Raw genomic sequence first — 26,315 nt, 5'->3', positions numbered from 1 at the left:
TGGCTTTCACACCGATCGGAGGACGCGCGTCCGTGTTCGACCTGATCTCGAGGTATGACAACCAAATCCTCGATGCGTTCTGGGTAACCATCAAACTCACCTTCTTCTCGGCGATCGGTGCGCTCGTCATCGGTACCGTCGTCGCCGGCATGCGCGTATCCCCGATTCCGGTCGCGCGCTGGGTCGGCGCGGCGTATGTAGCGGTCTTCCGCAACACTCCGCTCACCCTGATCCTGGTATTCACCTCGCTCGGCCTGTACAGCACCCTCGGGTGGAAACTCGGCAGTGACGAGATCAAGGTCATCAACTATCGCTGGGCGATCATCGGCCTGAGCGTCTACACCGCCGCCTTCGTCTGCGAATCGCTGCGTTCGGGCATCAACACCGTCGCGCTCGGCCAGTCCGAAGCGGGCCGGTCGCTGGGCTTCGGATTCGCCCAGAACCTGCGGTTGATCGTGCTGCCCCAAGCCTTCCGGGCCGTCATCGCGCCCCTGGGCAGTGTGCTGATCGCGCTGACCAAGAATTCGACGGTCGCCTCCGTCATCGGTGTCGCCGAAGCCGCGTACCTGATGGGCGCGATGATCGAGAACGAAGCCGCCATTCTCACCATCGGTGCGATCTTCGCGCTCGGCTTCGTCGTCCTCACCCTGCCGACCGGGCTGTTGTTCGGCTGGCTGGCCAAGCGATACGAGGTGGCACGATGAGCGGCGCTTCGGTTCTGTTCGACGCTCCGGGGCCCCGCGCGCGGCTGCGTCACAACCTGTACTCGGTTCTGGTCGTCGTCGTGCTGGTCGGCGCGGGCTGGTGGCTCTACGACGCGTTCGCCGACAAGGGCCAGTTCACCGCGGCCAAGTGGAAGCCGTTCCTCCAGTCCGAGATCTGGGAAACCTATCTCCTGCCCGGTCTGGAAGGCACCCTCACCGCCGCCGTGATCTCGATCATCGGCTCGGTGTTCTTCGGCATGATCTTCGGGATCCTGCGCCTGTCGGACCACGCGTGGGTGCGCTGGGTCGCGGGCACGATCGTCGAGTTCGCCAGGGCGATCCCGGTGCTGATCCTGATGATCTTCCTGTTCGCGGTGTTCGGCGACTACGACCTGTTCCCGTCCGATCAGCTCGCGCTGGCCGCGGTGGTCATCGCGCTGATCATCTACAACTCCGCGGTCATCGCCGAGATCGTGCGCGCGGGCATCAAGTCGCTACCCAAGGGACAGACCGAAGCCGCCGTGGCGCTGGGGCTGCGCAAGAACCAGCTCATGCGGCTGATCCTGCTGCCGCAGGCCATCACGGCCATGCTGCCCGCACTGGTCTCGCAGATGGTCGTTGTCCTCAAGGACACCGCGCTGGGCTACCAGATCACCTACGTGGAGCTCGTGCGGTCGGGTCAGCAAGAAGGCGCGTCGTTGCAGAACACGATCCCCGCGCTGATCGTCATCGCGCTGATCATGATCTCGCTCAACATGGCGCTGAGCTTCCTGGCCACCACACTGGAAAAGCGGTTGCGGTCGCGGAAGAAGAGCGGTGGCGCGGTGCTGGCCGCCGACTCGATCCTCGCCGACGCCGCGCCCGGCGTGGACATCACCAAGAAGTAGTCCCACCCACGACAATCGGGGCCCGATCCGTCCGGATCGGGCCCCGATTGTCGTTTCCTAGTCCTCGCCGATGAGGCCGAATTCGCGCAGCAGCGGCCCGATCTCGGTGTCGTCGAGCTTCTTCAGCAGTCGATTGCGGACGAACTCAGGTCCGGGCAGGCTCATCTCCTCGCCGTCGCGCAACTTGCTGGTCGCCGCGAGCAGCGACCGGATGTCGTAGGTGGAGCCGAAGACCTCCGGCACTCCCCGCTCGACACCGAGCAGCGTGTAGGCCGCTTCCATACCGGTGCGCACCGAGTACTCGGTGGTGAAGATGCAGTCGCGGGTGGTCTCCGCGAACTGGCCGATGAAGGCGAAGTTCACCGCGCCCGCGGGCACCACGTCGGGGCGGTCACCGGCCTGGCGCGGCATGAAGAACGCGGTGACATACGGCATCATCACCGGGACGCACGTCGCGGCGTCCGCGGCCATCTCCGGGATCTCGGCTTCGGGAACACCCAGGTGGTACAGCCATTCCTGGGTGATCTCCGCGCCCGTACAGTCCTGCATCGACTTCTTCACGAAATCGCCGGGCCGATCGACGAACAGCGCGTACACCCACACCACGATCTGATCGGCGGGCTGCTGCTTGAAGTGCGGCTGCCGGTTCACCGTCCAGCTCATCAACCAGGACGAGTCCTTCGCCGTCACGATGCCGCCGGTGACCACTTTGCCGCTGAACGGGTCTCGCTTGCAGATCTTCTGGATGTAGCGGGGAATGCGCTCGTCGAGGGTGGTGACCGTGGCCGACTCCCATTTGGTCTCCGGGATGTGGCCGCCGAAGACCTCCGGATGGCCGAACGCGGGGTCCTTGGCGGCGATGCGCCGCCACAGATCCCAGGCCGGGGCAGGTCCCTCGTCGAGCCGGGCGGGAGTGTGCTGATCGCCCTCGTTCGAGTTCTCGGTGAGCGAGCCGATGGTGACGAACAGCAGGTCGTCCGCGGTCAGGTCGACCCCGCCCTCGACACCCTCGGACACCCAGTGCAGCCGGGTGGCCTGCTTGCGCGGCCCGCTGATGTCGAAGTCGACGTCGGTGACCTCGGTGTCGAAGCGGAATCGCACACCCTGGTCGAGCAGCCACCGGTACAGCGGCAGCACCAGCGACTCGTACTGGTTGTATTTGGTGAACTTCAACGCGGAGAAGTCGGGCAGGCCACCGATGTGGTGGATGAACCGGTGCAGGTACAGCTTCATCTCCAGCGCGCTGTGCCATTCCTCGAACGCGAACATGGTGCGCCAGTACAGCCAGAAGTTGCTCGCCAGGAAGTCCGGGCCGAACACCTCGTCGATGCGCTTGTTCTCCATCTGCTCGCGGGTGGCGAGGAACACCTTCACGATGTCCTTCTGCGCGCGATCGGTGAGAGTGAACAAGCCGTCGGTGTGCGCGTCCTGGCCCCGTTGCACGGTGGCCCGCTGCAGGGAGAAGTTCGGGTCGTCCTTGTTGAGCCAGTAGAACTCGTCGAGCACGCTGGCGCCCTCGATCTCCATCGACGGCACCGAACGATAGAGGTCCCACAGGCATTCGAAGTGGTTCTCCATCTCGCGCCCGCCGCGAATGACGAAACCCTTCTTCGGTTCCCTGATGCCGTCGAGCGCGCCACCGGGCAAGGCCAGCCGCTCCAGCACGGTGATCTTGTCGGCCGCCAGCTGCCCGTCCCTGATGAGGAACGCCGCGCCGGAGAGCGAGGCCAGCCCGGCACCGACGAACCAGGCCGATTTGGCGTCCACCCCTTCGGGTTTGCGCGGCCGGGCGAACGCTTCGTAATTGCCACTGCTGTAGTACATCCGTCTCCTCTGTCCGTTCCGGAAAGTCGAGCGGGACTAAGCGCTGTAGCGGTAGAACCCCTCTCCTGTGGCGGCACCGAGCTTGCCCTTGTCGATGTAGTTCTCCTTGAGCCAGGCCGCGAGCTTCTTGTGGGCGGCGCTGCCGTTGATCAGAATGTTGTACGGAGTGGTCAGGCCGACGATGTCGAGGATCTGGAACGGGCCCATGGGTGCGCCGGTGGCGATGCGCCAGGTCTCGTCGACCGCGGCGGGTTCGGCGTATCCGCCCGCGGCGAGCTCGATTCCGGAATTCAGGAACGGCACCAGCAGCGAGTTGAGGACGTAACCCGCCTTCTCCTTGTGCAATTCGATCGGCACCATGCCGATCGCTTTCGCGAACTCCACCACGGCGGCGAACACCGCCGGATCGGTCTGCTCGGTGCCCATCACCTCGGCGGTGTTGAACTTCCAGACGTGGTTGGCGAAGTGCAGCGCCAGGAACCGATCGGGGCGCCCGGTGTAGTCGACGATGTCGCTGGGCAGCAGCGTCGAGGAATTCGTCGCGAACACGGTGCGTTCGGGCGCGAGCGCACCGAGCTTGCCGTACAGGTCGCGCTTGATCTCGAGTACCTCCGGCACCGCCTCGATGATGAGGTCCGCCTCGGCCGCCGCGGTGGCCAGGTCGGTGGTCAGGGTGATGCGCGCCGCGGTCGCCGCGGTGTTGCTCGCATCGGCGCCTGCCACGTCCTGCTGATACACCGCGGCGAGTCCATCGAATCGGGTGCGTGCGGCGGTGAGCGCCGCGTCGTCGATGTCGTAGGCGGTGACGTCGAACCCGTGGAAGGCGGTCTGGAAGGCGATCTGGGATCCGAGCACCCCCGTCCCGAGGACTGTCACCTTGCGGAATTCGATGGTCATGCGTCAGCCTCCCAGTCTGGACGCGGGCACCCCCACCGCTACGCGTCCTGGTTTCCGGTGTCTCTACCGCCGTCCATCATGGACCGAGAAGCTGAGGTGTTGGTGTGAGCGACCCACGCGTTCCGGACATCTCGGGCAGATGCTGGTAACAGTTCGGCAAACCGGCACAGTGGGTCAGCCGGCGGTGACGAGGCCCTCGGCGACCATCCAGTCGCGGGCGACATCGGCGGGTTCGCGACCGTCGATGTCGACCTGACGGTTGAGTTCGGTGATCACCTCGTTGGTGAGGCGGGCGGAGATCGGCGCCATCACCTGCACGACCTCGGGGTGCGCGTCGGCGAAATCGCGGTGCATGACCAGCGACGCGTTGTACTTCGGGAAGAACGCCTTGTCGTCTTCGAGAAGCACCAGTTCGAGCGCGGGGATGCGGCCGTCGGTGGCGGCGACCGAGCCGAAGCGGCACTGCTTCGCGTCGGCGGTGGCCTGGTAGACGAGCGCGTCCTGGACGATCTGGCGCTGAGCCTTGCCCGGGTCGATCCCGTAGGCGGCAGCCAGACCGGGATAGCCGTCCGGGCGGACGTTGAACTCGGTGCCGACGCAGGTGGCCGCCGCAGCGGGATCTTTCGCGAGGAGTTTCGCGTAGTCCGACAGCGTACGCACGCCGGTTTCCTCGGCGGTGCCCTTGCTCGTGACCAGGGCGTAGGTGTTGTTCATCGGCGCCATCGCCGCCCAGACCATGTTGTGTTCGGCCAGGTCGGCGTCGCGGACCGCGTCGAACTGCGCCGCCTCGGTGGGGATCGGCTTCTCCTTGCCGAGGTAGTTGATCCAGCCGGTGCCGGTGTAGTCGTAGGCGATGTCGATCTGGCCGTTCAGTTGCGCGTCGCGCAAGCTGTTGGAGCCTTGGATATTGGTCAGGTCACGCACATTCGCGCCTGCGGCCGTCAAAGCGAATTCGATCATGTAGCCGAGGATGTTGGCCTCGGTGAAGTCCTTGGAGCCCACCGTCACCGCGACACCGTCGAGTTCCGGCACCGGCTCGATACTGCCCGGTCCCACGGGCAGCGGCACCGAACCACCCGACTGCAGACCGCAACTCGCGAGCACCACGACGCTCAGCACCGGGACCAGTCCGCGCAACAATCCGGTGAATCTCACCGCAACCCCCTCGGACCGAGAAACTGTTCGGCCAGCGCGCCCAGCCAGTCGACGAACAGCGCCAGCGCGACGGCGAGCACCGCGCCGAGCGTCAGAGTCACGGTGTCGCGCAGTTTGTAACCGGTGTCGATGAGAATGCCGAGTCCACCCGCACTCACCATGAACGACAGGGTGGCGGTGCCGACGGCCAGCACCAACGAAGTCCGCAGGCCGGCCAGGATGTAGGGCACCGCGAGTGGGAACTCGATGCGGCGCAACACGAGTCCCGCCGACATGCCCTGTCCCCGGCCCGCGTCTATCAGGGCGGGGTCGACCTCCTGGTAGCCCAGGATCGTATTGCGCAGCACCGGCAGCAGCGAGCAGAACGCGATCGGCGCGACACCCACCCAGAACCCGGTGGTGCGGGTGACCAGGTAGCACAGCACGATCAGGCCGATCGCCGGCGCCGATGCCCCGATATTGGCGATGCCGACGAAAATCGGGGCCAGACGGCGGAATCGGTGCCTGGTGAGCAATGTCCCGAGCGGCACGGCCAGCACCACGACGATGAGCACGACCGCCGCCGTGATCAAGATGTGCTGCCAGGTCACCTGGGCGACATTGCGCACGCTGATGCTGGCCTGCTGGGTGACGGTGAGATCGCGCCGGAACGCCCAGACCAGCACCCCCACGGTGAGGATCAGCACGATCACCGGCTGAGCCAGCAGGCGGAGGTATTCCGCGCGACGCTGGGTGGCGGGGGCAGCGGTCGCGGCGGGGACGTCGACGATCGAACGCGAAGAGGTGGCAACAGAATTCGTCACGATATCGATCTCCTCACCCGGTCCGATTCGACCAGTGACCGTAGCGCTGACCACTGTGCTCCGACACCACGGACACCCGGGATCTGGTTGGTTCGGCTCGCCGACACCGAGCCGGCGAGAACCAGGCACACCCTGTGTGGACCACGATCATGCGCGGCACGGCCTGCGGGCACCGCAGGTTCGTAGGAGGCCGGCCATCGATGCGATTCGGTCGTCATGCCGGCGCCGATTCGGTGGCGGCGAGGTGGTTGATGAGGGTGTCGACGGTGACGGTTCCGGCGTAGGTCCCGGTGTTGTCGACGACGACGGCGGAAGCGGTGCGTTCGGTGAGCAGCGCGGCCAGCGCGTCTTGCAGCGTGGCGTCGGCGGGGAGGGTGGCGCCGATCGGGGTGCCGAGGTCGCGCGGCGAATCCGCGTGGGCGAGTTCGCCGGTCGTCACTCGCCGGAGCGGGCGGCGCTGGGCGTCGAGGACGATGCCCCAGGTGCGGTCCGCGTCCCGCAGGGCGGCGGTGAAGGCCGCGGGGGTGGTGTCGTCGGTGGCGGTGATGCCCTGGTCCAGGTCGAGGTCGGCGAGGACGGTGAGGCCGAGGCGGTCGATGGTGGCGGTCGCGCCGACGAACCCGGCGACCGTCTCGTCGGCGGGGGCCGCCAGGATCGCGGCGGGGGTGTCGTATTGCAGGATGCGGGAGCGGTCGCCGAGGACGGCGATACGATCGCCCAGCTTCACCGCTTCCCCGAAGTCGTGGGTGACGAAGACGATGGTCTTGCCGAGTTCGCTTTGCAGCCGGAGCAATTCGTCCTGCAACAGCCCACGGGTGATCGGGTCGACGGCGCCGAACGGCTCGTCCATCAGCAGGACCGGCGGGTCGGCCGCCAGTGCCCTGGCCACACCGACGCGCTGCTGCTGTCCACCGGAGAGCTGGCGGGGGTAGCGGTTGCGGTAGGTGCCGGGGTCGAGGCCGACGAGGGTGAGCATCTCGTCGGTGCGCTCGGCGGTGCGGCGGCGGTCCCAGCCGAGCAGGCCGGGCACCGTGGCGATGTTCTTGGCGACGGTCATGTGCGGGAACAGCCCGGCCTGCTGGATCGAATAGCCGATGCCGCGGCGCAATTCGTCGGCGTCGATCGCGCCCGCGTCGCGGCCACCGATGGTGACGGTGCCCGAGGTGGGTTCGATCAGCCGGTTGATCATCCGCATGGTGGTGGTCTTGCCGCAGCCGGACGGGCCGACCAGCACCACGATCTCCCCGGCCGGGATGGTCATGGAGACCTCCTCGACCGCGGGTTCGGGCTGTTCGGGATAGCGTTTGGTGACCCGGTCGAGGACGATCTCGACCCCGGAGACCGCGGAAGCGCGTGCCGCGTTGGTGGTTTCGATGTCAGTCACGAATTCCCCTCGGAATAGTGAGCCGTCCGAGCAGAACCAGGACGCCGTCGAGTGCGAGTGCGAGCACGACGATGAGGACGGTGCCGGTGAGTGCCTGCGGCACCGCGTTCGGGCTGCCGAGGCGGGAGAGTCCGGAGAAGATCACGTTGCCGAGGCCGGGCCCCTTCGCGTAGGCCGCCAGTGCCAGGATGCCCATGATCATCTGGGTGCTGACCCGCATTCCGGTGAGAATGGACGGCCATGCCAGCGGCAGTTCGATCTTGGTCAGCAGGCGCAACCGGTTCATCCCGACACCGCGCGCGGCATCGGTCACCGCCGGATCCACCGACGACAACCCGAGCACCGTGTTCCGCAGGATCGGCAACAGCGCGTAGAGCACCAGGGCCACGATCGTGGGCCCGACGCCGAGCCCGAGAAACGGAATCAGCAACCCGAGCAACGCGAACGAGGGCACCGTCAGAATCGCCCCCGCCATCGCGGTAGCGGCAGCTGACCCGAGCGGACTTCGATACACGAGTATCCCGAGTGCCACCGCGATCACGGTCGCCAGCACCAGCGACTGCACCACCGCCGACACATGCAGATAGGAATCGACCAGCAATTGCTCACGCCGGTTCACCACGAACGACCACAACGCGTCCAGGGTCCACCTCCCCGTCGTTCGGCGGCCGCCTACGGCCCTGCTCCCCGGATTTCCCACCCCGAACCGGGTGAAACATCCCTTCCCCACATCCGCATCGTCACCGACGCGGCGAATCAGCCTGCGCTGAAACAGGTTTCGCCAAGCGTGATCATCTTACGCGCCGCGTACCGCCCTCGCGGCAGTTCGGCGCTTGTCTCCACGGACCTCACCGATCCGCCTGCGACAGTTCCGCTTTCACCACCGCGAAGGCCGTTGACGAGCTGTAGCCGCGGCGGGCGAGCATGTCGACCAGGCGTCGTGTCGCCTTGGTGCGGTCCAGATCGGCGGGCATGGAACGGAGTTTGCGCCGAACCAGGTCGATCGCGGCCTGTTCGTCGCCGGGAGCCGGGCGCGAGGGGCGGGCGCTATCCGCTTCGTCCGTCTCACCGGCGGTTTCGTCGGCGTCCGAAAAACCAGCACCGCGCGACAGCGAACGGCGTGTCCGCCACGAGCCACCTGCCGCGTCGGTAGGTGGCGCCTGCTCCCCCTCGCCGGCAGCACGAGGGGGGCGGGGCGCGGTGCGTTCGAACCCCGCTTCGTCCAACTCTGCGGTGACGACGGCGAAGGCGGTGGATTGGTCGTAGCCGCGGCGGGCCAGCATGCCGACGAGTCGGCGGACTGCCTTGTCGCGTTCTATCTCCCGGGGAAGGGTGCGTAGTTTTCGGCGGACCAGGTCGGCGGCGCGAGCGTTTTCGGCGTCGTCGGTGACCATCGACAACGCCTCTTCCGCGTCGCTCGGGGCGACGCCCTTCTCGCGCAATTCACGGTGGAGAGCCTTCTTGCCCCGGCCGGAGTAGGTGTGCCGTTCGTGGACCCACTGTTCAGCGAACGAGGCGTCGTTGATCAGGCCGATCTCGGTGAACCGCTCGAGAGCGGCCTCGGTCACCTCGATACGGAAGCCCTTCTCGCCGAGTCGTTTCTCCAATTCCGCGCGGCTGCGAGCACGTACCGAGAGCAATCGCAGGCACACGTCCTTGGCCTGCTCCAAGGTCGCATCGGGACGGTCGCCCGGGGCGAGCCGGCGTGCGCCGGCCCGCCTGTCGGGCTCTCCCGGCTGGGATCCGGCCGCCACCGGATCCGCCTGCCGTCCGTCGTCACCACCGACGACGGTCGACAGGGAGACTTCGTCGCGCCGCGCGGACTTGCGTTCGCGTCGTGCGCCGCGGGGTCGTCGCCGACCCTCGCTCCCCCACTCTTCATGATCATCACCAACCCGCGCAGCGAAACGCGGTGGTTTGTCACCATCGGTGAAATCGGTGAATCCGGTCGGGTGCGCGCGCTGCGGATCGCCCGCACCCGACCGAATCCTCTCCGCGTCCGGGTCGGCTCGTGTGTCACGAGCCGACCGGACGAGTTCATCGGCCGTGCCCCTGCCGCGCCCTACCGCGGGCGGTATGACCGGCTCCGGCTCGACCTCGATACCGAGGCGAGCCAGCTGCCTGCGCATCTGTTCGACCGGGTCGGCCGAATCGCGGTGGCCGCCGGGGCTCGGCGTGGTCATCGGCTCAGAAGTCGGCGGGCGCGTCGGCCTCGGCGGTCAGGACGGCGCCGATGCCCAGCTTCTCCTTGATCTTCTTCTCGACCTCGTCGCGCACGTCGGTGTTCTCCAGCAGGAACTTGCGGGCGTTCTCCTTGCCCTGGCCCAGCTGGTCGCCCTCGTAGGTGTACCAGGAGCCGGACTTGCGGATGAAGCCGTGCTCGACACCCATGTCGATGAGCGAGCCCTCCTTGGAGATGCCCTGGCCGTAGAGGATGTCGAACTCGGCCTGCTTGAACGGCGGGGCGACCTTGTTCTTGACCACCTTCACGCGGGTGCGGTTGCCGACCGCGTCGCTGCCGTCCTTGAGGGTCTCGATGCGGCGCACGTCCAGGCGGACCGAGGCGTAGAACTTCAGCGCCTTACCACCGGTGGTGGTCTCCGGGGAGCCGAACATGACGCCGATCTTCTCGCGCAGCTGGTTGATGAAGATGGCGGTGGTGCCGGAGTTGCTGAGCGCACCGGTCATCTTGCGCAGCGCCTGGCTCATGAGGCGGGCCTGCAGGCCGACGTGGCTGTCGCCCATCTCGCCTTCGATTTCCGCGCGCGGCACCAGGGCTGCGACGGAGTCGATGACGAGGATGTCGATGGCGCCGGAGCGCACCAGCATGTCGGCGATCTCCAGGGCCTGCTCACCGGTATCGGGCTGGGAGACCAGCAGCGCGTCGGTGTCGACGCCCAGCTTGCGAGCGTAGTCGGGGTCGAGGGCGTGCTCGGCGTCGATGAAGGCGGCGACACCGCCCGCGGCCTGGGCATTGGCGACGGCGTGCAGCGCGACGGTGGTCTTACCCGAGGATTCCGGGCCGTAGATCTCCACGACGCGACCGCGCGGCAACCCACCGATACCGAGCGCGACGTCGAGCGCGATGGAGCCGGTCGGGATGACCGCGATCGGCTGGCGGGTCTCCTCGCCCAGGCGCATGACCGCACCCTTACCGAAGCTCTTCTCCACCTGCGCCAGTGCCAGTTCCAGCGCTTTGTCGCGATCGTAGGCCTGCGGTGCCATGATGTGTGCCCCTTCTCGAGGTGAGTGTCTCTCTGGTTGGCGCCCACAGTAGAGGCCGGCACCGACAAGTTCTGGCGCCCAGGTTAGTCGAACACCCATTCGAGTCAAGCGACGCGCCCGGCAACACGCGAAGCAGCCGCTCCGACCAGCAATCCGGGAGCGATACCGGTCGTCAGCGCTGCGGCAGCACCGAGTCGTCGCCCTCGGCGCGTGGCCCGAAGATCCGCCGCTGCGACTGTTCGATGCGCACGTCGTTGATGCTGGCCTCGCGCCGTGCCATCCGCCCGTCCGCCGCGAACTCCCATTGCTCGTTGCCGTAGCTGCGCCACCACTGCCCCGATTCGTCGTGCCATTCGTACTGGAAGCGCACGGCGATGCGGTTGTCGTGGAAAGCCCACAGATCCTTGCGCAGCGCGTAGCCGTTCTCGGCCGACCATTTGCGGGTGAGGAAGTCGACGATCGCGGCATGGCCGGTGAAGAACTCGTCGCGGTTGCGCCAGACCGAATCCTCGGTGTACGCGGCGGCGACGCGTTCGGGATCCCTGCTGTTCCAGGCATTTTCGGCGGCGAGCACCTTCGCGCGCGCGGAGTCGAGATCAAAGGGTGGCAATGGTGGACGCATGGAAGACCTTTCGATGTGATCAGGGGTTGTTCGGGGAGAGCTCGGGCGGCCCCCAGCGCACAGCGAGCGCACCGGGCCGTTCGATCGCCTCCTCGACGGTGAAGTCGACAGCACACTGCGCGCCGGTAGTGAATGCCGCGCTGTCCCAGACTAATTCGGCGCGGCCGGTGAGCTGCAGCAGCGCGCCGGTCGACCAGTCGGCGACGAGCAACCCACAGCGCGGTTGCACGGCGAGGTTGCCCAGCGTCATGAACATCGAGTTGCCGCGATAGTCCGGCCAGCGCAACCGGGTCGGCGACAGCACCTGCAGAAAACCGGGATTGCCACCGCGGTGTGAGGCGTCGGCGTGCCCGTCACTGTCGGCGGTGGCGACGAAGAAGGTGTCGGCGGCCCCCACCATCTCGACCGCGGTGGGCGTGAGCGCCGTGCCACGCCACACCGGGCCGGGCTCCCCGGCGGCGGACACCTCCCGAATCTGCCTGCGCGAGATGTACTTCGGGCAGTTCGCGTAGACCTGCTCGGTGGTGATCCGCAGTCCACCGTCGCGCACCACCGATGTGCCGTTGACGCGCATCCGCCTGCGGCGCTGCGGCTGCAGGGCGATCAGCCCGACGTCGACGTCACCCGCCATCGCCGCCGAGAGCGGATCCGACGTCTCGGGCAGCGTGTCGATGTCGATGGTCGCGTCATCGATCGCGTGCACGAACCCGGCGGGACCGGTGAGCGGGCTCGCCCACAGCCGCCCCGCCGGATCGGCGGCACCGAGCACCACCATCGGCTGCTCGGCCAGGAAGGACGCGGCGACCGCCGGAATCCCGGTTCGGATCGAACGGCCGACGCGAGCAGCCGCGTCGGCCTGCCCCAGGCGTTGCTGCACAGCCAGTTCTCCGGAGTGAAACATCCTCACCCTCCCTGTCTACGACGTGAATTGCCCGTGGGTCAGAAGAATCCGCACGTCGGGGCGGGTCCGGCCGGCGCGGGAGCGGTATCGGCGCCCAGCGGCGCGAACACCTCGAGGCGAATGCCATCGGGATCGGCGAAGAAGATGCCACCGGAGGACGCGCCCTCACCGTGGGCGACCACCCCGTCGTGGAAGAACTCGGCATCGACCGCGCGCAGCGCCGACTCGACGGCCCGCACCGTGTCGACGTCGTCGACCTGGAACGACAGGTGATGCAGGCCCGGCGTGCTGGTGGAGAACTCGCCGCTGCTCTGCTGCCACAGCGTGAGCACCAGCGCACCGCCCCGGCCGAGGAATGCCCAGCGCTGTTCGCCGTCGGCGCCGGTGCCGAGCTGTTCGAAGCCGAGGCCACGGCGGTAGAAGTCGACGGAACGGTCGAGGTCGGCGACGTTGAGTCCGATATGACCGGTGGTGAGCACAGGTGCGGCGACGGTGGTCATGGTTTCCTCCCGGAATGATTAACTGCCTATCGGTTGTTGAACAGTTAGAACATAGAATGAGCCCACCCGCTTCGTCAACCCTTGAAATACTTTTAGACAGTTAGGAGGGGCGTGTTGATAACCTCGGGCATGCGCGATCCCCGTCCGCACACCGGCGAACCCCCTGCTCTCGACCTGCTCAACACCCGGTGGGCGGGCGCCGAACCCGGCGACCTGCTCGCCGATCTCGACGGGCTGCGCACCTGGCTGGAGCTCCTCGGGCTCGCCGACCGCGTACCCGCCGACAACCACGCCCTCACCGCGCTGCACACCGCGCGCGCGGCCGTGCACGACGCCGTCACTCGCGCCGATCACACCGCACTGAACAAGGTCCTCGACCACGGGCGAATCCGGCGCGAGCTCACCGACGAGGGGCCACAGGACATCCCCGAGGTCGACGACCCGGCGTGGCTACCCGGCTGGCTCGCCGCCGACAATCTGCTGCACCTGATCGCGCAGGCACCGCAGCGGATCCGCCAATGCGCGCATCCCGACTGCGTGTTGTTCTTCTACGACACGTCCAAGAACGGCACCCGCCGCTGGCATTCGATGGCGACCTGCGGCAACCGCACCAAGGCCGCGCGCCACTACGCCAAGACCAGCTGAGCAGCGCCTCGTCAGAACAGTTCGTCGAGCAGCCGGTAGTAGTCGAGCTTGACGCGGTCGGGTTCGGTCAGGCCGTAGGCGGTGTAGAAGGCCGCGACCGCCTCGGTGCCGAAGTCCCCGGCCAGGTCGCGCTCGGCCAGCGCCAGATCGCGATAGCGGTCGCCGGTGCCCAGCGTCGCGACATCGATGAGCAAGCCGCCGGTGAGCACATTGCCCGGCGTGAAATCGCCGTGCGTGACGACCAGATCCTCGGTGGCCGGGCGCCGCTCCCGCAGGCGCTCGAGTATCGCGACAGGTGAGAGGTCGCGATGATCGTCGTCGAAATCCGTGGGGTCGACGAAGCCCTCGACCACATGGCGGTGGGCGCGGGCGAGGCTGAGATCCAGACCACCCGCGAAGGGGCAACTCGGCACCGGGAGGTCGTGCAACGACCGCAGGGCGCGGCCCATCTGGGCACCGACTTCGGCCGGATCGGTCTGTCCGGCGAGCGATCCACCGGCATCCGCGAGAACGAGAACGTCCTCGGCGAACGCGACCACGTCCGGCACCGCGATCCCGTTGTCGCGCAACCACGTCAGCCGGGCGTGCTCGGCCACCGCCCGCGGACCACGCTTGATCCAGTACTCACCCGACCGCACCAGGTTCCCGTCACAGCCCTCGTGATCGTCGGACCACTCCGGCACCGGCCCGAGGAGCTCCTCGATCACCGGCGGCAGCGGCACGGCCAGCTCGTCGAGATGGTCGAGGGCCGCGCGGGTGGACTCGATGAGTTCGGAATCGCCGTCGGCCACCCGCAGCCGCATGGCCTCGTTGAGCAGCTCGCGCGCCTCCAGCGGACGGTGCTGTTCGGCCAGTGACTTGCCCAGGTGGTGGGCGGCGAAGGAGACGAGCTCGGGGTCGAGCGCGCGGCTGGCGTGCAGCGCCCGGCGGTAGAGGATCTCGGCGTGCCCCGGCTCGCCGTGATAGCGGTAGACATCGGCCAGGTTGATCCAGACGGTGATCCGGCGCCGCTCGGTGTCGGCCAGTTCGAGGGCCTGATCGAGCCGGTCGAGGGCCTCGTCGTAGCGCCCCAGCAGCATCAGCGCGATGCCGAGCCTGCGCAGGCCGGGAAAATCGTGCGGGTCGGCGAGGGCGACCCTGGCCGCGAGGGTTTCGGCGTCGACCGGGATCATCCGCAGCCGCTCGTCGAACCGATACGGTCGCGTGTCCGGGTTCTGCGCTGTCACGGCCATTTCCTGGTCACCACCGGTTCGGAGGTACGTCGAAGTCGGCACACAGCGCCCGCCAGACGTCGCGTGGGTCGACACCATTGTCGATCGCCACCGCCCCCGTGCGCCCCAGCTGGGGTATCACGTGATCGGTCAGCATGGCGTCGGCGCGCGCCACGCCGAACTCGGTGTGCATCAGCTCCTGGAATTCGGTCAATCGCACGTTGCCCAAGATACTCGCGCTGGACCAGAGCCGACAGGGCCCCGCTCAGCGCACCTCCGTCGCGACACCCAGGATCGTCCGAGCACACCCTGCTCAGGGCCACTCTCCGACTCGTCTGTGCTAACGCCCAGAGACGCACGACGGACGGGATCCGGCGGCGAACTACCGCTTTCGCAGCGTCGTGACAGACCGGGACCAGGCCCTCGAACTCGGCTGGACCGGGGTCGAACTACCGCTTCGCGGCGTCGTGACAGATCTGGACCGGGTCTTCGACTTCCGCCAGACCGGCGGCGGCGTGCCGAGCCGCTTCGGCATAGGCGGGGTCGTCGAGTACCTGACGCACCGCGGCACCGACCGCCTCGGGTGTGAGCGGTCGCACGAGCACCGAACTGCCCTGTCGCACCGCCCGATTGGCGAGTTCCCACTGGTCACCGCCGCCGGGGACGGTCACCACCGGCACGCCCGCGGACAGGGATTTGGCGAGCAGGCCGTGTCCACCACCGCCGACGACGACCGCGGCGTGCGTGAGCAGTTCGTCCTGGCGGCCCAGGCCGGCGGTGGCCCAGTCGGGAAGATCGGCGGGCGGCGTATCGAGGGTCGAGATGGCCGCGCGCACACCGAGTCCGGCCAGGCCGGACAGGACGATATCGGCCATATCGGCGACGCCGGTGTGCGCGGTCGACGGCGCCACCATCACCAACGGCGCATCGCCGGGGGGCAGCGCAAGCACGGCATCGGTCGGTTCCCACAGCAGCGGCCCGACGACGTGGGTGTCGGCAGGCCAGTCCGGGCGGTCCATCTCCAGCGCGGGCAGGGTGGCGACCAGGCGCGCGGCGGGACCGGGGTCCTCGGCGGGCAGGCCGATGGTTTCGCGGGCCGCCGAACGCTGACGATGTCCGTTGCGGACCGCGCGCGCGGTCATCGTGCGCAGGACACCGTCGCGCATCCGGCCACGCATACCCTCCCCCGGCGCCAGGCCACTACCGATGGGCGGCAAGGCTTTCGACGGCAGGTAGAGCGGGTGCGGTGACAACTCGACCCACGGCAGGCCCAGCCGCTCGGCCGCCATCCCGCCGCCCGCGGTGAGGACGTCGGAGACGATCAGGTCGGGCAGCATCGCGCTGAGTTCGGGCAGGTTCTCGGTAGCGATGTGGGCGGCGCGCTCGTGGATCCGGGCCCCCGCGTCGGCGTCGTCGTCGGTGGGGCGCGGCGCGAGGCCCTTGAGCTTGCGCACGCTGAGCCCCGCCGAGCGCGCCTGATCCAGCCATCTCGGCCCGGTGAACAACACGGGTTCGTCGCCCGCGGCCAGCAATCGCAGGCACAGCGCGATCGCGGGAAACGCATGCCCTGGATCGGGCCCGGCCACCACAGCTATTCGCATCCGCCCACCCTGCCATACCGCCAGACCCCGCCCACCTCGGACGACCGATCCACGATTTCTGCGCTACCTTGACCGCCGCGAGACCGATCCGTCCGAGCGACACCATCAGGAGCGAGCACGTGCGACACCCCGGAATCGACACCGTCGACGACCTGTTCGCGCTGCTCGAGCGGTGCGCCGGCGCCTGGGACACCGCAGACCGCACCGGCGACCCGGTCGACATCCTCGATCACGATCGCCAGTGCGCGCAGTTGCTCCGCCGCGACTTCCCCGACGACGAAGAACTCCAGGTCGCGGGTCTGCTGCACGACATCGGCCATGTACTTTTCCCCGGTGACGACGCGGGCCACGGCAGGCACGGCGCCGAGGCGGTGCGTACGCTGCTCGGCCCCCGGGTAGCGCGCCTGATCGAACTCCACGTGACCGCGAAACGCTTTCTGGTGGCAACGGATCCAGCACACGCGGCCGGGTTGTCGGCCTCGAGTCACCGCACGCTCGTCGCACAGGGCGGCCCGATGACGCCCACCGAGACCGATTCGTTCCGCGCGGACCCCGACTTCGCCGCGGCCCTCGCGCTGCGAAGGGCCGATGACGCGGGCAAGGTGGTCGGCCTACGGGTCGCGCCGCTTCAGGAGTGGCGGCCACTTGTCGAGCGCGTCGCGGCCCGACGGCTCTGATGGCGACGGCACCCAGTGCCCTTGCACCGCAACATCATCGATGCGCGAGTCGCTGATCAGCCGCCGAAGGTGAACAGTTCGAACCCGACGGCGTGTTCGGCGGGGAACCCTTCCTTGGGACCCGTGGCGAAGCTGACGATCTCGCGCACCTGCTCCTCCACCGGCACCGGGCTCAGCACCTGCAGGTAACGCCGATGCGCCGACAACGACGCGCGCGCCTGCTCCAGCTGAGCGCTCACGTCGACAGCATGGGTGGCCACGGGACCGACCACGGCGGCCCACCGCGCCGACCACGGTGGCAGATCAGCGATTTCGGGGAAGATCCACTCGTTGCCCGCGTCGGAGATCGCGTCCATCGCCGATCGGCCGACGGCCCGGTGATCGGCACTGTTGACCACGCCGGGCGCCCAGGTGTCGCCGAAGTTGAACAGCACCACCATCTCCGGGCGATGTCTGCGCAGCGCGGCGGCGAGTTCCCTTCGCAGGGTGAGACCTTCCTCGATGCGGCCGTCGGAATGGTCGAGGAATTCGACGGTGTGCACGCCGACCTCACGGGCGCCCGAGATCTCCTCGATCTCCCGCAACGGCCCGGCCTGCGCGGGCGGCATCCCGGCGATCCCCGCCTCGCCGCGCGTGACGAGCAGGTAGCGAATGTCCTTGCCCTGCCCCGTCCATCGCGCGACCGCCGCCGCGGCGCCGTATTCGATGTCGTCGGGGTGCGCGACGATCACCAGTCCGCGCTGCCAGTCCTCGGGTACCTGTTCCACCCCGCCATGCTAACCACAGACGACTAACTGATCGGGGTCTTGTCGCTCCCCGACACCGCCTTGTACAGCAGGTACACGCCGGTGCCGATCGCCCCGATCACCAGGATGGGCATCAGCGCCTCGATCAGCGCGCCGAGAATCCAGAACGCGATCACCGCGACCACGACGATGCCGATGACTTTCAAGACCATGACGACTCCTTCACCTCTGCGACCGCCGTCCAGCGATCCGACACCTCCGATCCTCCCACCCGGCGAGCAATAGATCACCAGGTCAGCACCGATATCCGGGTGTAGATCAGGGTTCACCCCGAGATCTCGGGCCCAGCGGTACGACGTTTCGGATCACGGTGAATCCGGTGGCGTATCCGTCCTCTCGCGCGCCCGCCATCGGCCGGTTCCCGGGTGCGCAGGTGGCGTAGCACGCCGGACCTGTTCGCGGACACCTCGGCGTAATACCGCCGCTCTATAACATTCCTGACGCAGGAAAGGTGGGACAGCCCGTGACAACGGAAACCCTCGAAATACCCGCCCCGGGGATATCAACGGCGGAATCACCGCGGCGCCACGCACTCACCGTGATTTCCGTTCCCGTGGCTCGGACAATCACCGCGGGAATCGGCATTCTCGCCGTGGCGCTGATCTGGACCGCGATCGAAAGGTGGGGAATTTTCCCGGCGGTATTGTTTCCCGGCCTCGACGAGATCGCCTCGGCCGGCGCCGCGATGTGGCGCGACGGAACCCTGCGCGCGGATTCACTGGCCAGCCTCGACCGGGTGGTCCGGGGTTTCGCGGTGGGTGTGCTGGTCGCGATCCCGGTGGGCGCGCTCACCGCCACCACCAGGGTGGGCCGTCTGGTCGTGCAGCCGGTACTGCGATTGTTCGCGCCGGTGCCGACGGTCGCGCTGGTCCCCCTGGCCATTCTGTGGTTCGGGCTCGGCGAAGGCAGTAAACAGTTCGTGATCGCGCTCGGTGTGTTCGTCCCGGTATGGATCAATACCCATTCCGGACTTTCGGCGACACCCGCCGATTTCCTGAAAGTCGCGCGCTGCGCGGGCGCTTCCCGTTGGCGCACGCTGATTCGGGTGGTGCTCCCCGAGGCATTTCCCGATATCGTCACCGGATTGCGGGTCGGTACCGCCACCGCATTCGTGTTGATCGTGGTCGCGGAAATGGCGGGTACCACCGAGGGACTGGGCTATCGCATCGCCCAGGCGCAACTGTTCTCGCAAGTCGATCGCATGCTGTTCTGCCTGCTCGTACTGGGAGTTCTCGGGGTGCTGTGCGATCAGGTGGTGGCGCGGGCCGCGGCCCCGTTCATCGGCTGGGACAAGGAAGAACGATGAGCCTCACCCTGACCGCGAGCGGCGTCACCGTCCGATTCGCCCGCCGCGACACCCCCGTCCTCGACGATCTCTCGCTCACCGTCGCGGCCGGCTCGTGCACCGTGCTCGTCGGGCCGTCCGGCTGCGGCAAATCGACCCTGCTCGACTGCTTCGCCGGCCTGCGCCGACCCGACTCCGGTGTGGTCACCGAGAACGGGGTACCGATCACCGGACCGGCGCCACGACGCGGTGTCGTGTTCCAGCGTGACGTGCTGTTCCCCTGGAGCAGTGTGCGCGCCAACCTGGACTTCGTCCTCGGCGCCGCCGGTATGCCGCGGCGGGCACGGCCCGCACGGATCGCGGAACTGCTCGCCGCGGTGCACCTGCCCGCCGACGTCGCCACCCGCCGACCGCACGAACTGTCGGGCGGTATGCGCCAGCGAGTCGGTGTCGCCCGGATGCTCGCCGGTGACCCGGAGGTGATGCTGATGGACGAACCCTTCGCCGCACTGGACGCCCAAACCCGGTTGCACATGCAGGATCTGGTGACCGAGCTATGGGCGAATTCGGGCCGCACAGTGCTGTTCGTGACGCACGACGTGGACGAGGCGATCCGGTTGGCCGACCATTTCGTCATCCTCGGCGCGGGCACCATCCGGGCCCGGTTCGACAACCCGCTGCCCCGTCCGCGTCCCGCCGACCGGCTCGCCGAGTTGCCGGGATACAGCGCACTCCGTCGCCGTCTGCACGCCGAATTGTGGGTCGAAGCAGACGATCTCCTGTCGCACTGAACCACTTCTGTTCGTACCGAACCACTCTCGGAGGTCACTCATGTCCGGATCACTGCGCAGAGCCTGCGCCGCCCTGCTCGTCGCCGCCACCACCGCCCTGTCACTGGCCGGGTGCGCGGGTGATGCCACCACCGGAACCGACACGCTCACCGTCGGTTTCGTCGTCGACCCGTCGTGGGCGCAGATCCCGGTCGCTCAGCAGGGGGGCATCTTCACCCGGCACGGGGTCACCGTGCGAGTGGTGAACTTCTCGACCGGTGTGCAGGCCCTGCAGGCATTGCAGGGCGGACAGGTCGACATCACCACCGCCGCCGATGTCCCGACCGCCAGCGCGCTGGCCAAGTCCGGCGATCTGCGGGTGGTGGCCGACGGGTCACGCTGGATGGGGTCGCGGATCGTCGCCCGGCGCGGCATCGAGAGCCTGAACCAGTTGGCGGGCAAGAAGATCGGCACGCCGCTGGGCACCAGTGCCGCCTATTTCGCGGCGAAGGCGCTGGCAGGCGCCGGAGTCGAGGCCGAACTGGTCCAGGTGGCGCCCGCGACGATCACCACCGCGATCAGCAAGGGCGATGTGGACGCCGTCTCGATCTTCCAGCCCTACCAGACCCAGGCCATCGAAGTGCTCGGCGGCGACGCGGTGGAGCTGGACGTGACCGCCGACCCGTACCGCCAGCACAGCCTGTACCTGGCGCAGGCGGGCGTCGCCCAGCAGAAGGCCGCGACGTTCCGCAAGTTCTTCGACGCCATCGCCGAGGCGGGCACCGCGCTCGCCGAGCACGACGCGGCCGCCGTCGCGGCGGTCGCCGACGCGACGAAACTCGCGTCCGCCCTGGTCGAGAAGGTGTTGCGCGAGTTCGATTTCACGCTGCAACTGCGCCCCGAGCTGGCAGGCAATCTCGATGCGCTCGCCCTGTGGGCCCGCTCGAAGAACTATCTCGATCCGGCAGTTCCCACTGCCGACTACCCGCGCCTGCTCGACGCGAGCGCCCTGCCGCAGTCATGAGTACCCCCACGCTGTTCACTCTCGGCGGGACCATCAGCATGCGACTGGTCGACGGTCTCGCCGTCCCCACCCTCGATGCCGTCGGCGTCGCGCGACTCCTCGGCGGCGATCCTGTCCTCGACGCCGTAGAGGTGGCTCGGGTCGGCGGCTCCGAAGTCGACTTCGATCACCTGCGTAACCTGCACGCCGCCATGACGGCCGCGCAGCACCGTGGCAGCACCGGGCTGATCGTCACCACCGGCACCGATTCCATCGAGGAGGTGGCCGCCTGGCTCACCTACACCGGGCCGTGGACCGTGCCCGTGGTGGTGACCGGCTCGATGGAACCCGGCGGCGAGCCCGGTTCCGATGCCGTCGCGAATCTGCGGGCCGCCCTCGCTGCCGTCGACACACCGGTGTCGAGCGAACCGGTGGTCGCGTTCGCCGGGGCGATCTGGCTCGGACGCGGCGTCCAGAAGGTGGCAGGCATCGGCCTCGACGCGTTCGCCACCCCTGGCCGACCAGCCCTCGGTCAGGTGAAAGGCCCCGCCGCGCGGTCGGCGTCGGCCACGAAGGAGGGTGCCGTCGTCACGGCCGAGCACCCGGCGCCCGCGCCGGCGACGGTGCTGGGGCCGCCAGGCGCTCGCATCGCCCGGGTCCCGCTGGTCGGGGCGGCGCTGGGCGCCGACGACCTCGCGCTCCGGGCGGTCGCGGTGGACGCCGACGCGGTGGTGATCGCGGGCAACGGGGCCGGGAATCTGCCGCCCGCACTCGCCTCCACAGCGATCGAACTGGCCGCCGCGGGCACCCTCGTCGTGGTCGCCACCCGTGCCGCCGACAGCCGCACCGCCGCGGTCTACGGCTATCGCGGCGGCGGTGGACGACTCGTCGAGGCGGGCATCGTGCTCGCCGATCACATCACCCCGCACCAGGTGCGGGTCTTCCTCACCGTCGCCGTGTCCCGTGGACTGACCGCGAACGCGGTGCGGTCCACCCTCATCCACCATCTGGAGTCGCTGACGTGACCATCGTGCACACCCCCCGCCTGGCCGCCCTGAGCCTTACCGAACTCGTCGAACTGCTGGTCCCCGCCGGGCAGCCCTGGTGCGAGAACAGTCTCGACGGGCCTGCCCGACCACCCGAGGAGACCAGGGCCGCGCAGGAGATCGCGCCGCTGCTCACCGAACTGGGCTTCGAGACCCGGCTCGTGGGACGAACCCCGACGCGCGCCAATCTGCTCGCCACCAAGGCATTCGGACCGGGGCCCACCCTGCTGCTCAACGATCACCTCGACACCTACCCCTCCGGTCCGCCGAGCCGGTGGACCAAGTGCGACAACCCCTTCCGCGCGGTGGTCGCGGACGGCCGGGTGTACGCGCGCGGTACCTCCGACACCCGGGGCAACCTCGCCACCTTGCTCAGCGCGGTCGCCCGGGTCTGCGCCGAACCGCCCGAGACGGGCACCCTGGTGGTGGCGCTGACCGTCGACGAGGAACGCAACGGCGTCGAAGGCGCGTTGTACCTGCTCGAGCAACACGGGCTGCGCGCGGACGCGAGCATCACCGTGGAGCCCACCGCTTGGACCGACGAGTCGGGGACCGGCGTCGCGATCGCCACCCAGCACACCGGGCACGCGCTGATCGACATCGAGGTGCGCGGCCGCTCCAGCCACATCTGGCGACCCGATACCGGAATCAACGCCGCCCACGCCCTGCTCACGGTGCTCGGCGGCCTGAGCGCACTCCCCGAGGGCTGGGGACACAGTGTGGTCGGGCTCGACGCGGGCGAGGCCGGAATGGCGCAGTTCACCCCGCTCACCGCGTCGGCCCGGATCGCCGTCGTCGGGCTCGGGCCCGAGGTGAATCGCGCCGAGCTGCTGCAACGGATCGCCGACATCGCCCGCGACCACCCGACGGCGGGCACCGATGTCCACGTCACCTACGCGCCGGGACCGACCTTCGTCCCCGGCACCGAGCCCCTCGATGTCGACGAACCGATCGTCGCCGCGCTCAGGGCCGGCTATCACGACGCAGGCGGTGGACCAGCCCGCACCTACACCAAACCCGCCTACTGCGACACCATCCGATTCCGGCACGCGGGCATCCCCGCGGTGACCTTCGGACCGGGCGACGACGGCTGGGCGGTCTACGACGAGAGCATCGGCATCACCACGATGGAGTTCGCCGCCGAAGCGCTCGCCGCCGCCGTCGGCCGGTATCTGCGGCGGCCGGGATGACGCTGGTTATGCTCGGCGCGTGACACACCGGCCCGACCCGATCCGCGCGCACCCCGGGCGGCGATCGCGTTCGGATCGGGCCAGGCAGGTCGCCGACGTGCTGCGTCAGCAGATCGCCCAGGGTGCCGTCGCGGCCAAACTGCCCGCCGAGGCCGTCCTGCAGCGCGAATTCAGTGTGTCGCGCAACAGCATTCGCGAGGCGCTGGAGATCCTGCGGCGCGAAGGACTGGTCGACCGGTTGCCCGGCGTCGGCACGGTGGTGCGGCGGCCCAAGCTCGAACACACCATCGCCGCCACCCGGGGTCTGGCCGCCTCGCTGCGCGGGCACGGGACCGTCGTCAACCAGGTCCGCACCGCCGGTCAGGTGCGTCCGCCGACCGCGGTCGCGGTCGCGCTGGGACTCGAGCCGGGCGCGCACGTCTGCTACATCGAACGCCTGCGACGGGTCGACGGGGAACCGATCTCCCTGGATCTGACCTACCTGCCACTCGACATCGGCACCGCGCTCCTGCAGGCCGATCTGGAAACCGAAGACCTCTTCGCGCTGATCGAGCGCGCGGCCGACGACCGCCTCACCACAGTCTCGATCAACCTCGACGCGGTCAACGCCGACGAACACTGTGCGGCGCTTCTCGGCGTGACGCCGGGCAGCGCGCTTCTCGTCCTGCAGCGCACGACACGGCTCAGCGACGGTTCGCCTGCCTGCCTGGAATTCGTCCGGATGCGCGGTGACCGGATCACCCTGCGCATGTCCGCGCCCGCGACCTGACGGCGAACGTCACATCCGAAGGCCCCATGGTGCCGGGCCCGCCTCGTCTCGCGGTAGAGCCGACCGGCAGCGTGTCGAGTGCCGGGCTACCGTGATCGGCATGGACTACTTGGCGTTGCTCTGTGCGAAGCTCACCGCCTTCGGTGAGCTCATCACCCCCGACACCGATCTGGCCGCGCCGGTGCCGTCCTGCGGCGACTGGGTGTTCTACGACCTCGTCGACCATGTCGGGCGCGGCAATCTGTGGGTGGTCACCGCGGTGGCCGAGCTGCGCGGCGATTTCGAGGGCGAGCCCGCGCCGAGAGATCCCGCCGCCCTGCGCGAGTGGTACGAGTCGACCGCCGACGCCATGGTGACCTCGCTGTCCGCGGACGAGAACCAGGAGGCCTGGACCTTCACCCGGTCCATGCCGCGCACCGTCGGTTTCTGGCGGCGGCGCCGCGCCCACGAGACGCTCATGCACCTGTGGGACGGTCAGAACGCGCTCGGCAAGGCCGACCCGTTCGACTCCGATCTCGCTGTCGACGGCATCGATGAGGTCTTCGAACTGTTCGCTCTGCGGATGATCCACCGCGGCCTGGCGGTCGAACCCGAGGTGGCGCTGCGGCTGCGGGCCACCGATACCGGCGGCACCTGGACCTACGGTCCGGGCGAGTCGGTAGCCGAGCTGGCGGGTACCGCGTCGGACCTGCTCCTGGCCCTGTGGGGACGCAAATCCGGCGACGACCCGGAGTTCACCTGGGACGGCGACCGCACGGCGGGCGAGCGAGTACTCGCCGGACCGCTCGTTCCGTAGGCAAACGACTGACGGCGAACCGGACAAGCGCCCATAATCGGGGCTCACCGCGCGTAGGAGGACTTGTCATGGAACCCATCGTCACGACCACGAGTGGCGCGATCCGCGGCCACACCGAGGCCGGGATCACCCGTTTTCTCGGGGTGCCGTACGCGGCGGCGCCGGTCGGGCCGAAACGTTTCCAGCTGCCCGAGGCCGCGCCCGCCTGGGACGGCGTGCGAGACGCGACCGAAATGGGCGCCACCTGCGCACAGACGCCGTATCCCGCGCCGATCCACGCCCTCATCGGCAGTGACGGTATCCCTGGCGACGAGTACCTCAACGCGAACGTGTGGACGCCCGACTCCGCCGCTTCGGGTCTACCGGTGCTGGTGTGGATTCACGGTGGCGCGTTCGTCCGCGGGTCCAACGCGCGGGCAATCTACGATGGGTCGGCGTTCGCGCGCGACGGCGTGGTGATGGTGGGGATCAACTACCGGCTCGGGGTGTCGGGCTTCGCCGAGATCGAGGGCGCACCGTCCAATCGCGGTCTGCACGACCAGATCTTCGCCTTGCGCTGGGTGCGCGAGAACATCGCCGCCTTCGGTGGCGACCCCGACAAGGTGACGATCTTCGGTGAGTCCGCCGGCGCGATGAGTGTGGCGGCGCTGATCGCCGCACCGCAGACGGCCGGGCTGTTCCGCCGGGCGATCATGCAGAGCGGCAACGGTGCGGTCGCCGCCGATCCCGAGGACGCGCGCAAGGTGTCGGCCGCGCTGGCCGCCGAGCTCGGAATCTCGCCTACCGCGCAGGATTTCGGGAAACTGGGTCCGGACGAGTTGCGCACGGCGCAGAACGCCGTCGCGCTGGCCGTGATGACCGACCCCGATCCGCAGCGGTGGGGCGACTCGGTGATCCAGCTGGGCGGCGGCATCATGAGCCTGTTCCCGGTGATCGACGACGACATCGTCGCGGGCCCGCCGACGGAGGTGCTGCGCGCCCATCCGGATCGCGCGGTCCCCCTCATCGCGGGCACCACCGCCGACGAGTTCCGCTTCTTCACCGTCCCGGCAGGGCTCGCCGCCGCCATCACCACCGACACCCTGCCCTTCGTCCTCACCCGCTACGGCATCGATCCCGCTGTCGCCCAGGTCTATTCGACAGAGCGCCCGGATGCCACCCCCGCCGAGATCTTCAACGCCGTCCTCACCGACATGAGCTTCCGCTCCGGCACCTACGACTTCGCCGAAGCCTGCGCCGCCACCGTCCCCACCCATGTGTACGAATTCGCGTGGCCCACCGGACTTCCCGGCCTCGGCGCCTGCCACGTCTTGGAGGTCCCGTTCGTCTTCGACACCATCGACGACGCCCATACCCTGACCGGACCCACCCCACCTCAGGCGCTGGCCGACGAAATCCACGCCGCCTGGGTCGCTTTCGCCACCGACGGCACCACCGGCTGGGCCCCGTTCACCACCGACGAGAAGAACGTCCGGATCTTCGACAACCCCGAGTCCGCCACCGTCACCGATCCCCGCGCCACCGAACTCGCGGCCCTGCGCAAGGCCATCGCCCCAGCCTGATCCTCCTGGTCGGCACACCGCGTCCCGAACCGGCGTGCCGACCGGAAGTCGC

The 26,315-nt window shown here is 68.6% G+C and carries 27 protein-coding genes and 2 pseudogenes; 12 read left to right on the top strand and 17 right to left on the bottom strand.

Features of this window, described 5'->3' with window-relative positions; translation table 11 throughout:
- Window positions 1–32: 32 nt before the first annotated feature.
- Together ACFVVI_RS01620 and ACFVVI_RS01615 are read left to right on the top strand one after the other, a co-directional pair.
- On the top strand, window positions 33–704 hold the full coding sequence (locus tag ACFVVI_RS01620; protein ID WP_378626608.1) for an amino acid ABC transporter permease: 672 nt from the start codon (window positions 33–35) through the stop codon (window positions 702–704).
- Window positions 701–1,591 (top strand): amino acid ABC transporter permease, encoded by an 891-nt coding sequence (locus tag ACFVVI_RS01615; RefSeq protein ID WP_387442410.1) that lies wholly within the window; start codon window positions 701–703, stop codon window positions 1,589–1,591. The genes ACFVVI_RS01620 and ACFVVI_RS01615 overlap by 4 nt, the downstream gene beginning before the upstream one ends.
- 57 nt (window positions 1,592–1,648) lie before the next feature.
- On the opposite strand, the gene ACFVVI_RS01610 is transcribed toward ACFVVI_RS01615, so the two are convergent.
- From ACFVVI_RS01610 to ACFVVI_RS01555, 12 genes and pseudogenes are all read right to left on the bottom strand, one after another.
- Window positions 1,649–3,415, bottom strand: coding sequence for an oleate hydratase (locus tag ACFVVI_RS01610; protein ID WP_387442408.1), 1,767 nt, complete (start codon window positions 3,413–3,415; stop codon window positions 1,649–1,651).
- A 36-nt stretch (window positions 3,416–3,451) separates the two neighbouring features.
- Window positions 3,452–4,312, bottom strand: a complete 861-nt coding sequence (locus ACFVVI_RS01605; RefSeq protein WP_387442405.1) for a 3-hydroxyacyl-CoA dehydrogenase — start codon at window positions 4,310–4,312, stop codon at window positions 3,452–3,454.
- 174 nt (window positions 4,313–4,486) lie between these two features.
- Window positions 4,487–5,467 (bottom strand): glycine betaine ABC transporter substrate-binding protein, encoded by a 981-nt coding sequence (locus tag ACFVVI_RS01600; protein ID WP_387442403.1) that lies wholly within the window; start codon window positions 5,465–5,467, stop codon window positions 4,487–4,489.
- Window positions 5,464–6,237, bottom strand: coding sequence for an ABC transporter permease (locus ACFVVI_RS01595; RefSeq protein WP_378989117.1), 774 nt, complete (start codon window positions 6,235–6,237; stop codon window positions 5,464–5,466). Before ACFVVI_RS01595 ends, ACFVVI_RS01600 begins: the two co-directional genes overlap by 4 nt.
- A 247-nt stretch (window positions 6,238–6,484) precedes the next feature.
- Window positions 6,485–7,654 (bottom strand): ABC transporter ATP-binding protein, encoded by a 1,170-nt coding sequence (locus ACFVVI_RS01590; protein WP_387442401.1) that lies wholly within the window; start codon window positions 7,652–7,654, stop codon window positions 6,485–6,487.
- A complete protein-coding gene (locus ACFVVI_RS01585; protein ID WP_378628265.1) occupies window positions 7,647–8,297 on the bottom strand; it encodes an ABC transporter permease in 651 nt (216 codons plus the stop codon). The genes ACFVVI_RS01590 and ACFVVI_RS01585 overlap by 8 nt, the downstream gene beginning before the upstream one ends.
- A gap of 205 nt (window positions 8,298–8,502) precedes the next feature.
- Window positions 8,503–8,661, bottom strand: a pseudogene (locus ACFVVI_RS01580) (recombination regulator RecX); the annotation flags it as partial.
- Between the two features lie 216 nt (window positions 8,662–8,877).
- Window positions 8,878–9,324: pseudogene (locus ACFVVI_RS01575) on the bottom strand (regulatory protein RecX); the annotation flags it as partial.
- A 517-nt stretch (window positions 9,325–9,841) separates the two neighbouring features.
- Window positions 9,842–10,879 (bottom strand): recombinase RecA, encoded by a 1,038-nt coding sequence (gene recA, locus ACFVVI_RS01570; protein WP_067460620.1) that lies wholly within the window; start codon window positions 10,877–10,879, stop codon window positions 9,842–9,844.
- Between the two features lie 172 nt (window positions 10,880–11,051).
- A complete protein-coding gene (locus tag ACFVVI_RS01565; RefSeq protein WP_387442398.1) occupies window positions 11,052–11,501 on the bottom strand; it encodes a nuclear transport factor 2 family protein in 450 nt (149 codons plus the stop codon).
- A gap of 19 nt (window positions 11,502–11,520) precedes the next feature.
- A complete protein-coding gene (locus tag ACFVVI_RS01560; RefSeq protein WP_378988523.1) occupies window positions 11,521–12,402 on the bottom strand; it encodes a pyridoxamine 5'-phosphate oxidase family protein in 882 nt (293 codons plus the stop codon).
- A gap of 38 nt (window positions 12,403–12,440) precedes the next feature.
- Window positions 12,441–12,902 (bottom strand): VOC family protein, encoded by a 462-nt coding sequence (locus tag ACFVVI_RS01555; protein WP_387442396.1) that lies wholly within the window; start codon window positions 12,900–12,902, stop codon window positions 12,441–12,443.
- A 129-nt stretch (window positions 12,903–13,031) separates the two neighbouring features.
- Between ACFVVI_RS01555 and ACFVVI_RS01550 the strand changes: the two genes are divergently transcribed.
- Entirely contained in the window at window positions 13,032–13,547 is a 516-nt protein-coding gene (locus tag ACFVVI_RS01550; RefSeq protein ID WP_378988519.1) for a CGNR zinc finger domain-containing protein, read from the top strand.
- 11 nt (window positions 13,548–13,558) lie between these two features.
- Here the strand turns inward: ACFVVI_RS01550 and ACFVVI_RS01545 are convergent, their stop codons facing one another.
- The 3 genes from ACFVVI_RS01545 to ACFVVI_RS01535 form a co-directional block, all read right to left on the bottom strand.
- Complete coding sequence (locus tag ACFVVI_RS01545; RefSeq protein WP_387442394.1) at window positions 13,559–14,779, bottom strand: phosphotransferase; 1,221 nt, start codon at window positions 14,777–14,779, stop codon at window positions 13,559–13,561.
- Between the two features lie 7 nt (window positions 14,780–14,786).
- Window positions 14,787–14,978 (bottom strand): DUF3046 domain-containing protein, encoded by a 192-nt coding sequence (locus ACFVVI_RS01540; RefSeq protein ID WP_062988054.1) that lies wholly within the window; start codon window positions 14,976–14,978, stop codon window positions 14,787–14,789.
- 229 nt (window positions 14,979–15,207) lie between these two features.
- Complete coding sequence (locus ACFVVI_RS01535) at window positions 15,208–16,359, bottom strand: glycosyltransferase (protein ID WP_378988515.1); 1,152 nt, start codon at window positions 16,357–16,359, stop codon at window positions 15,208–15,210.
- Between the two features lie 119 nt (window positions 16,360–16,478).
- Here ACFVVI_RS01535 and ACFVVI_RS01530 point away from each other — a divergent pair, with 119 nt between their 5' ends.
- Window positions 16,479–17,036, top strand: coding sequence for an HD domain-containing protein (locus tag ACFVVI_RS01530; RefSeq protein ID WP_387442390.1), 558 nt, complete (start codon window positions 16,479–16,481; stop codon window positions 17,034–17,036).
- 56 nt (window positions 17,037–17,092) lie between these two features.
- Here the strand turns inward: ACFVVI_RS01530 and ACFVVI_RS01525 are convergent, their stop codons facing one another.
- Both ACFVVI_RS01525 and ACFVVI_RS01520 read right to left on the bottom strand, forming a co-directional pair.
- Window positions 17,093–17,803, bottom strand: a complete 711-nt coding sequence (locus ACFVVI_RS01525) for a PIG-L deacetylase family protein (protein ID WP_379317220.1) — start codon at window positions 17,801–17,803, stop codon at window positions 17,093–17,095.
- Between the two features lie 23 nt (window positions 17,804–17,826).
- Complete coding sequence (locus ACFVVI_RS01520) at window positions 17,827–17,994, bottom strand: hypothetical protein (protein ID WP_358072878.1); 168 nt, start codon at window positions 17,992–17,994, stop codon at window positions 17,827–17,829.
- Between the two features lie 401 nt (window positions 17,995–18,395).
- Here ACFVVI_RS01520 and ACFVVI_RS01515 point away from each other — a divergent pair, with 401 nt between their 5' ends.
- The 8 genes from ACFVVI_RS01515 to ACFVVI_RS01480 all read left to right on the top strand — a co-directional run bounded on the left by ACFVVI_RS01515 (window position 18,396) and on the right by ACFVVI_RS01480 (window position 26,263).
- Window positions 18,396–19,148 (top strand): ABC transporter permease, encoded by a 753-nt coding sequence (locus ACFVVI_RS01515; RefSeq protein WP_387442387.1) that lies wholly within the window; start codon window positions 18,396–18,398, stop codon window positions 19,146–19,148.
- Window positions 19,145–19,918 (top strand): ABC transporter ATP-binding protein, encoded by a 774-nt coding sequence (locus ACFVVI_RS01510; RefSeq protein ID WP_387442385.1) that lies wholly within the window; start codon window positions 19,145–19,147, stop codon window positions 19,916–19,918. Before ACFVVI_RS01515 ends, ACFVVI_RS01510 begins: the two co-directional genes overlap by 4 nt.
- A 40-nt stretch (window positions 19,919–19,958) precedes the next feature.
- Window positions 19,959–20,921: an ABC transporter substrate-binding protein gene (locus tag ACFVVI_RS01505; RefSeq protein WP_378988504.1), complete on the top strand. Its 963-nt coding sequence runs from the start codon at window positions 19,959–19,961 to the stop codon at window positions 20,919–20,921.
- Complete coding sequence (locus tag ACFVVI_RS01500) at window positions 20,918–21,925, top strand: asparaginase (RefSeq protein ID WP_387442382.1); 1,008 nt, start codon at window positions 20,918–20,920, stop codon at window positions 21,923–21,925. The genes ACFVVI_RS01505 and ACFVVI_RS01500 overlap by 4 nt, the downstream gene beginning before the upstream one ends.
- The gene (locus tag ACFVVI_RS01495) at window positions 21,922–23,136 is read left to right on the top strand and encodes a M20 family metallopeptidase (protein WP_387442380.1); all 1,215 of its coding nucleotides are present in this window, start codon (window positions 21,922–21,924) and stop codon (window positions 23,134–23,136) included. Before ACFVVI_RS01500 ends, ACFVVI_RS01495 begins: the two co-directional genes overlap by 4 nt.
- A gap of 19 nt (window positions 23,137–23,155) precedes the next feature.
- On the top strand, window positions 23,156–23,905 hold the full coding sequence (locus ACFVVI_RS01490; RefSeq protein ID WP_387442378.1) for a GntR family transcriptional regulator: 750 nt from the start codon (window positions 23,156–23,158) through the stop codon (window positions 23,903–23,905).
- 100 nt (window positions 23,906–24,005) lie between these two features.
- Window positions 24,006–24,701, top strand: a complete 696-nt coding sequence (locus ACFVVI_RS01485; protein ID WP_387442376.1) for a maleylpyruvate isomerase family mycothiol-dependent enzyme — start codon at window positions 24,006–24,008, stop codon at window positions 24,699–24,701.
- 68 nt (window positions 24,702–24,769) lie between these two features.
- Window positions 24,770–26,263, top strand: coding sequence for a carboxylesterase/lipase family protein (locus tag ACFVVI_RS01480; RefSeq protein WP_387442375.1), 1,494 nt, complete (start codon window positions 24,770–24,772; stop codon window positions 26,261–26,263).
- Window positions 26,264–26,315: the final 52 nt, after the last annotated feature.

This window comes from Nocardia sp. NPDC058114 (genome assembly GCF_042884695.1).
Taxonomy (GTDB): Bacteria; Actinomycetota; Actinomycetes; order Mycobacteriales; family Mycobacteriaceae; genus Nocardia.
This window is presented reverse-complemented; position numbering and strand designations above follow the sequence as displayed.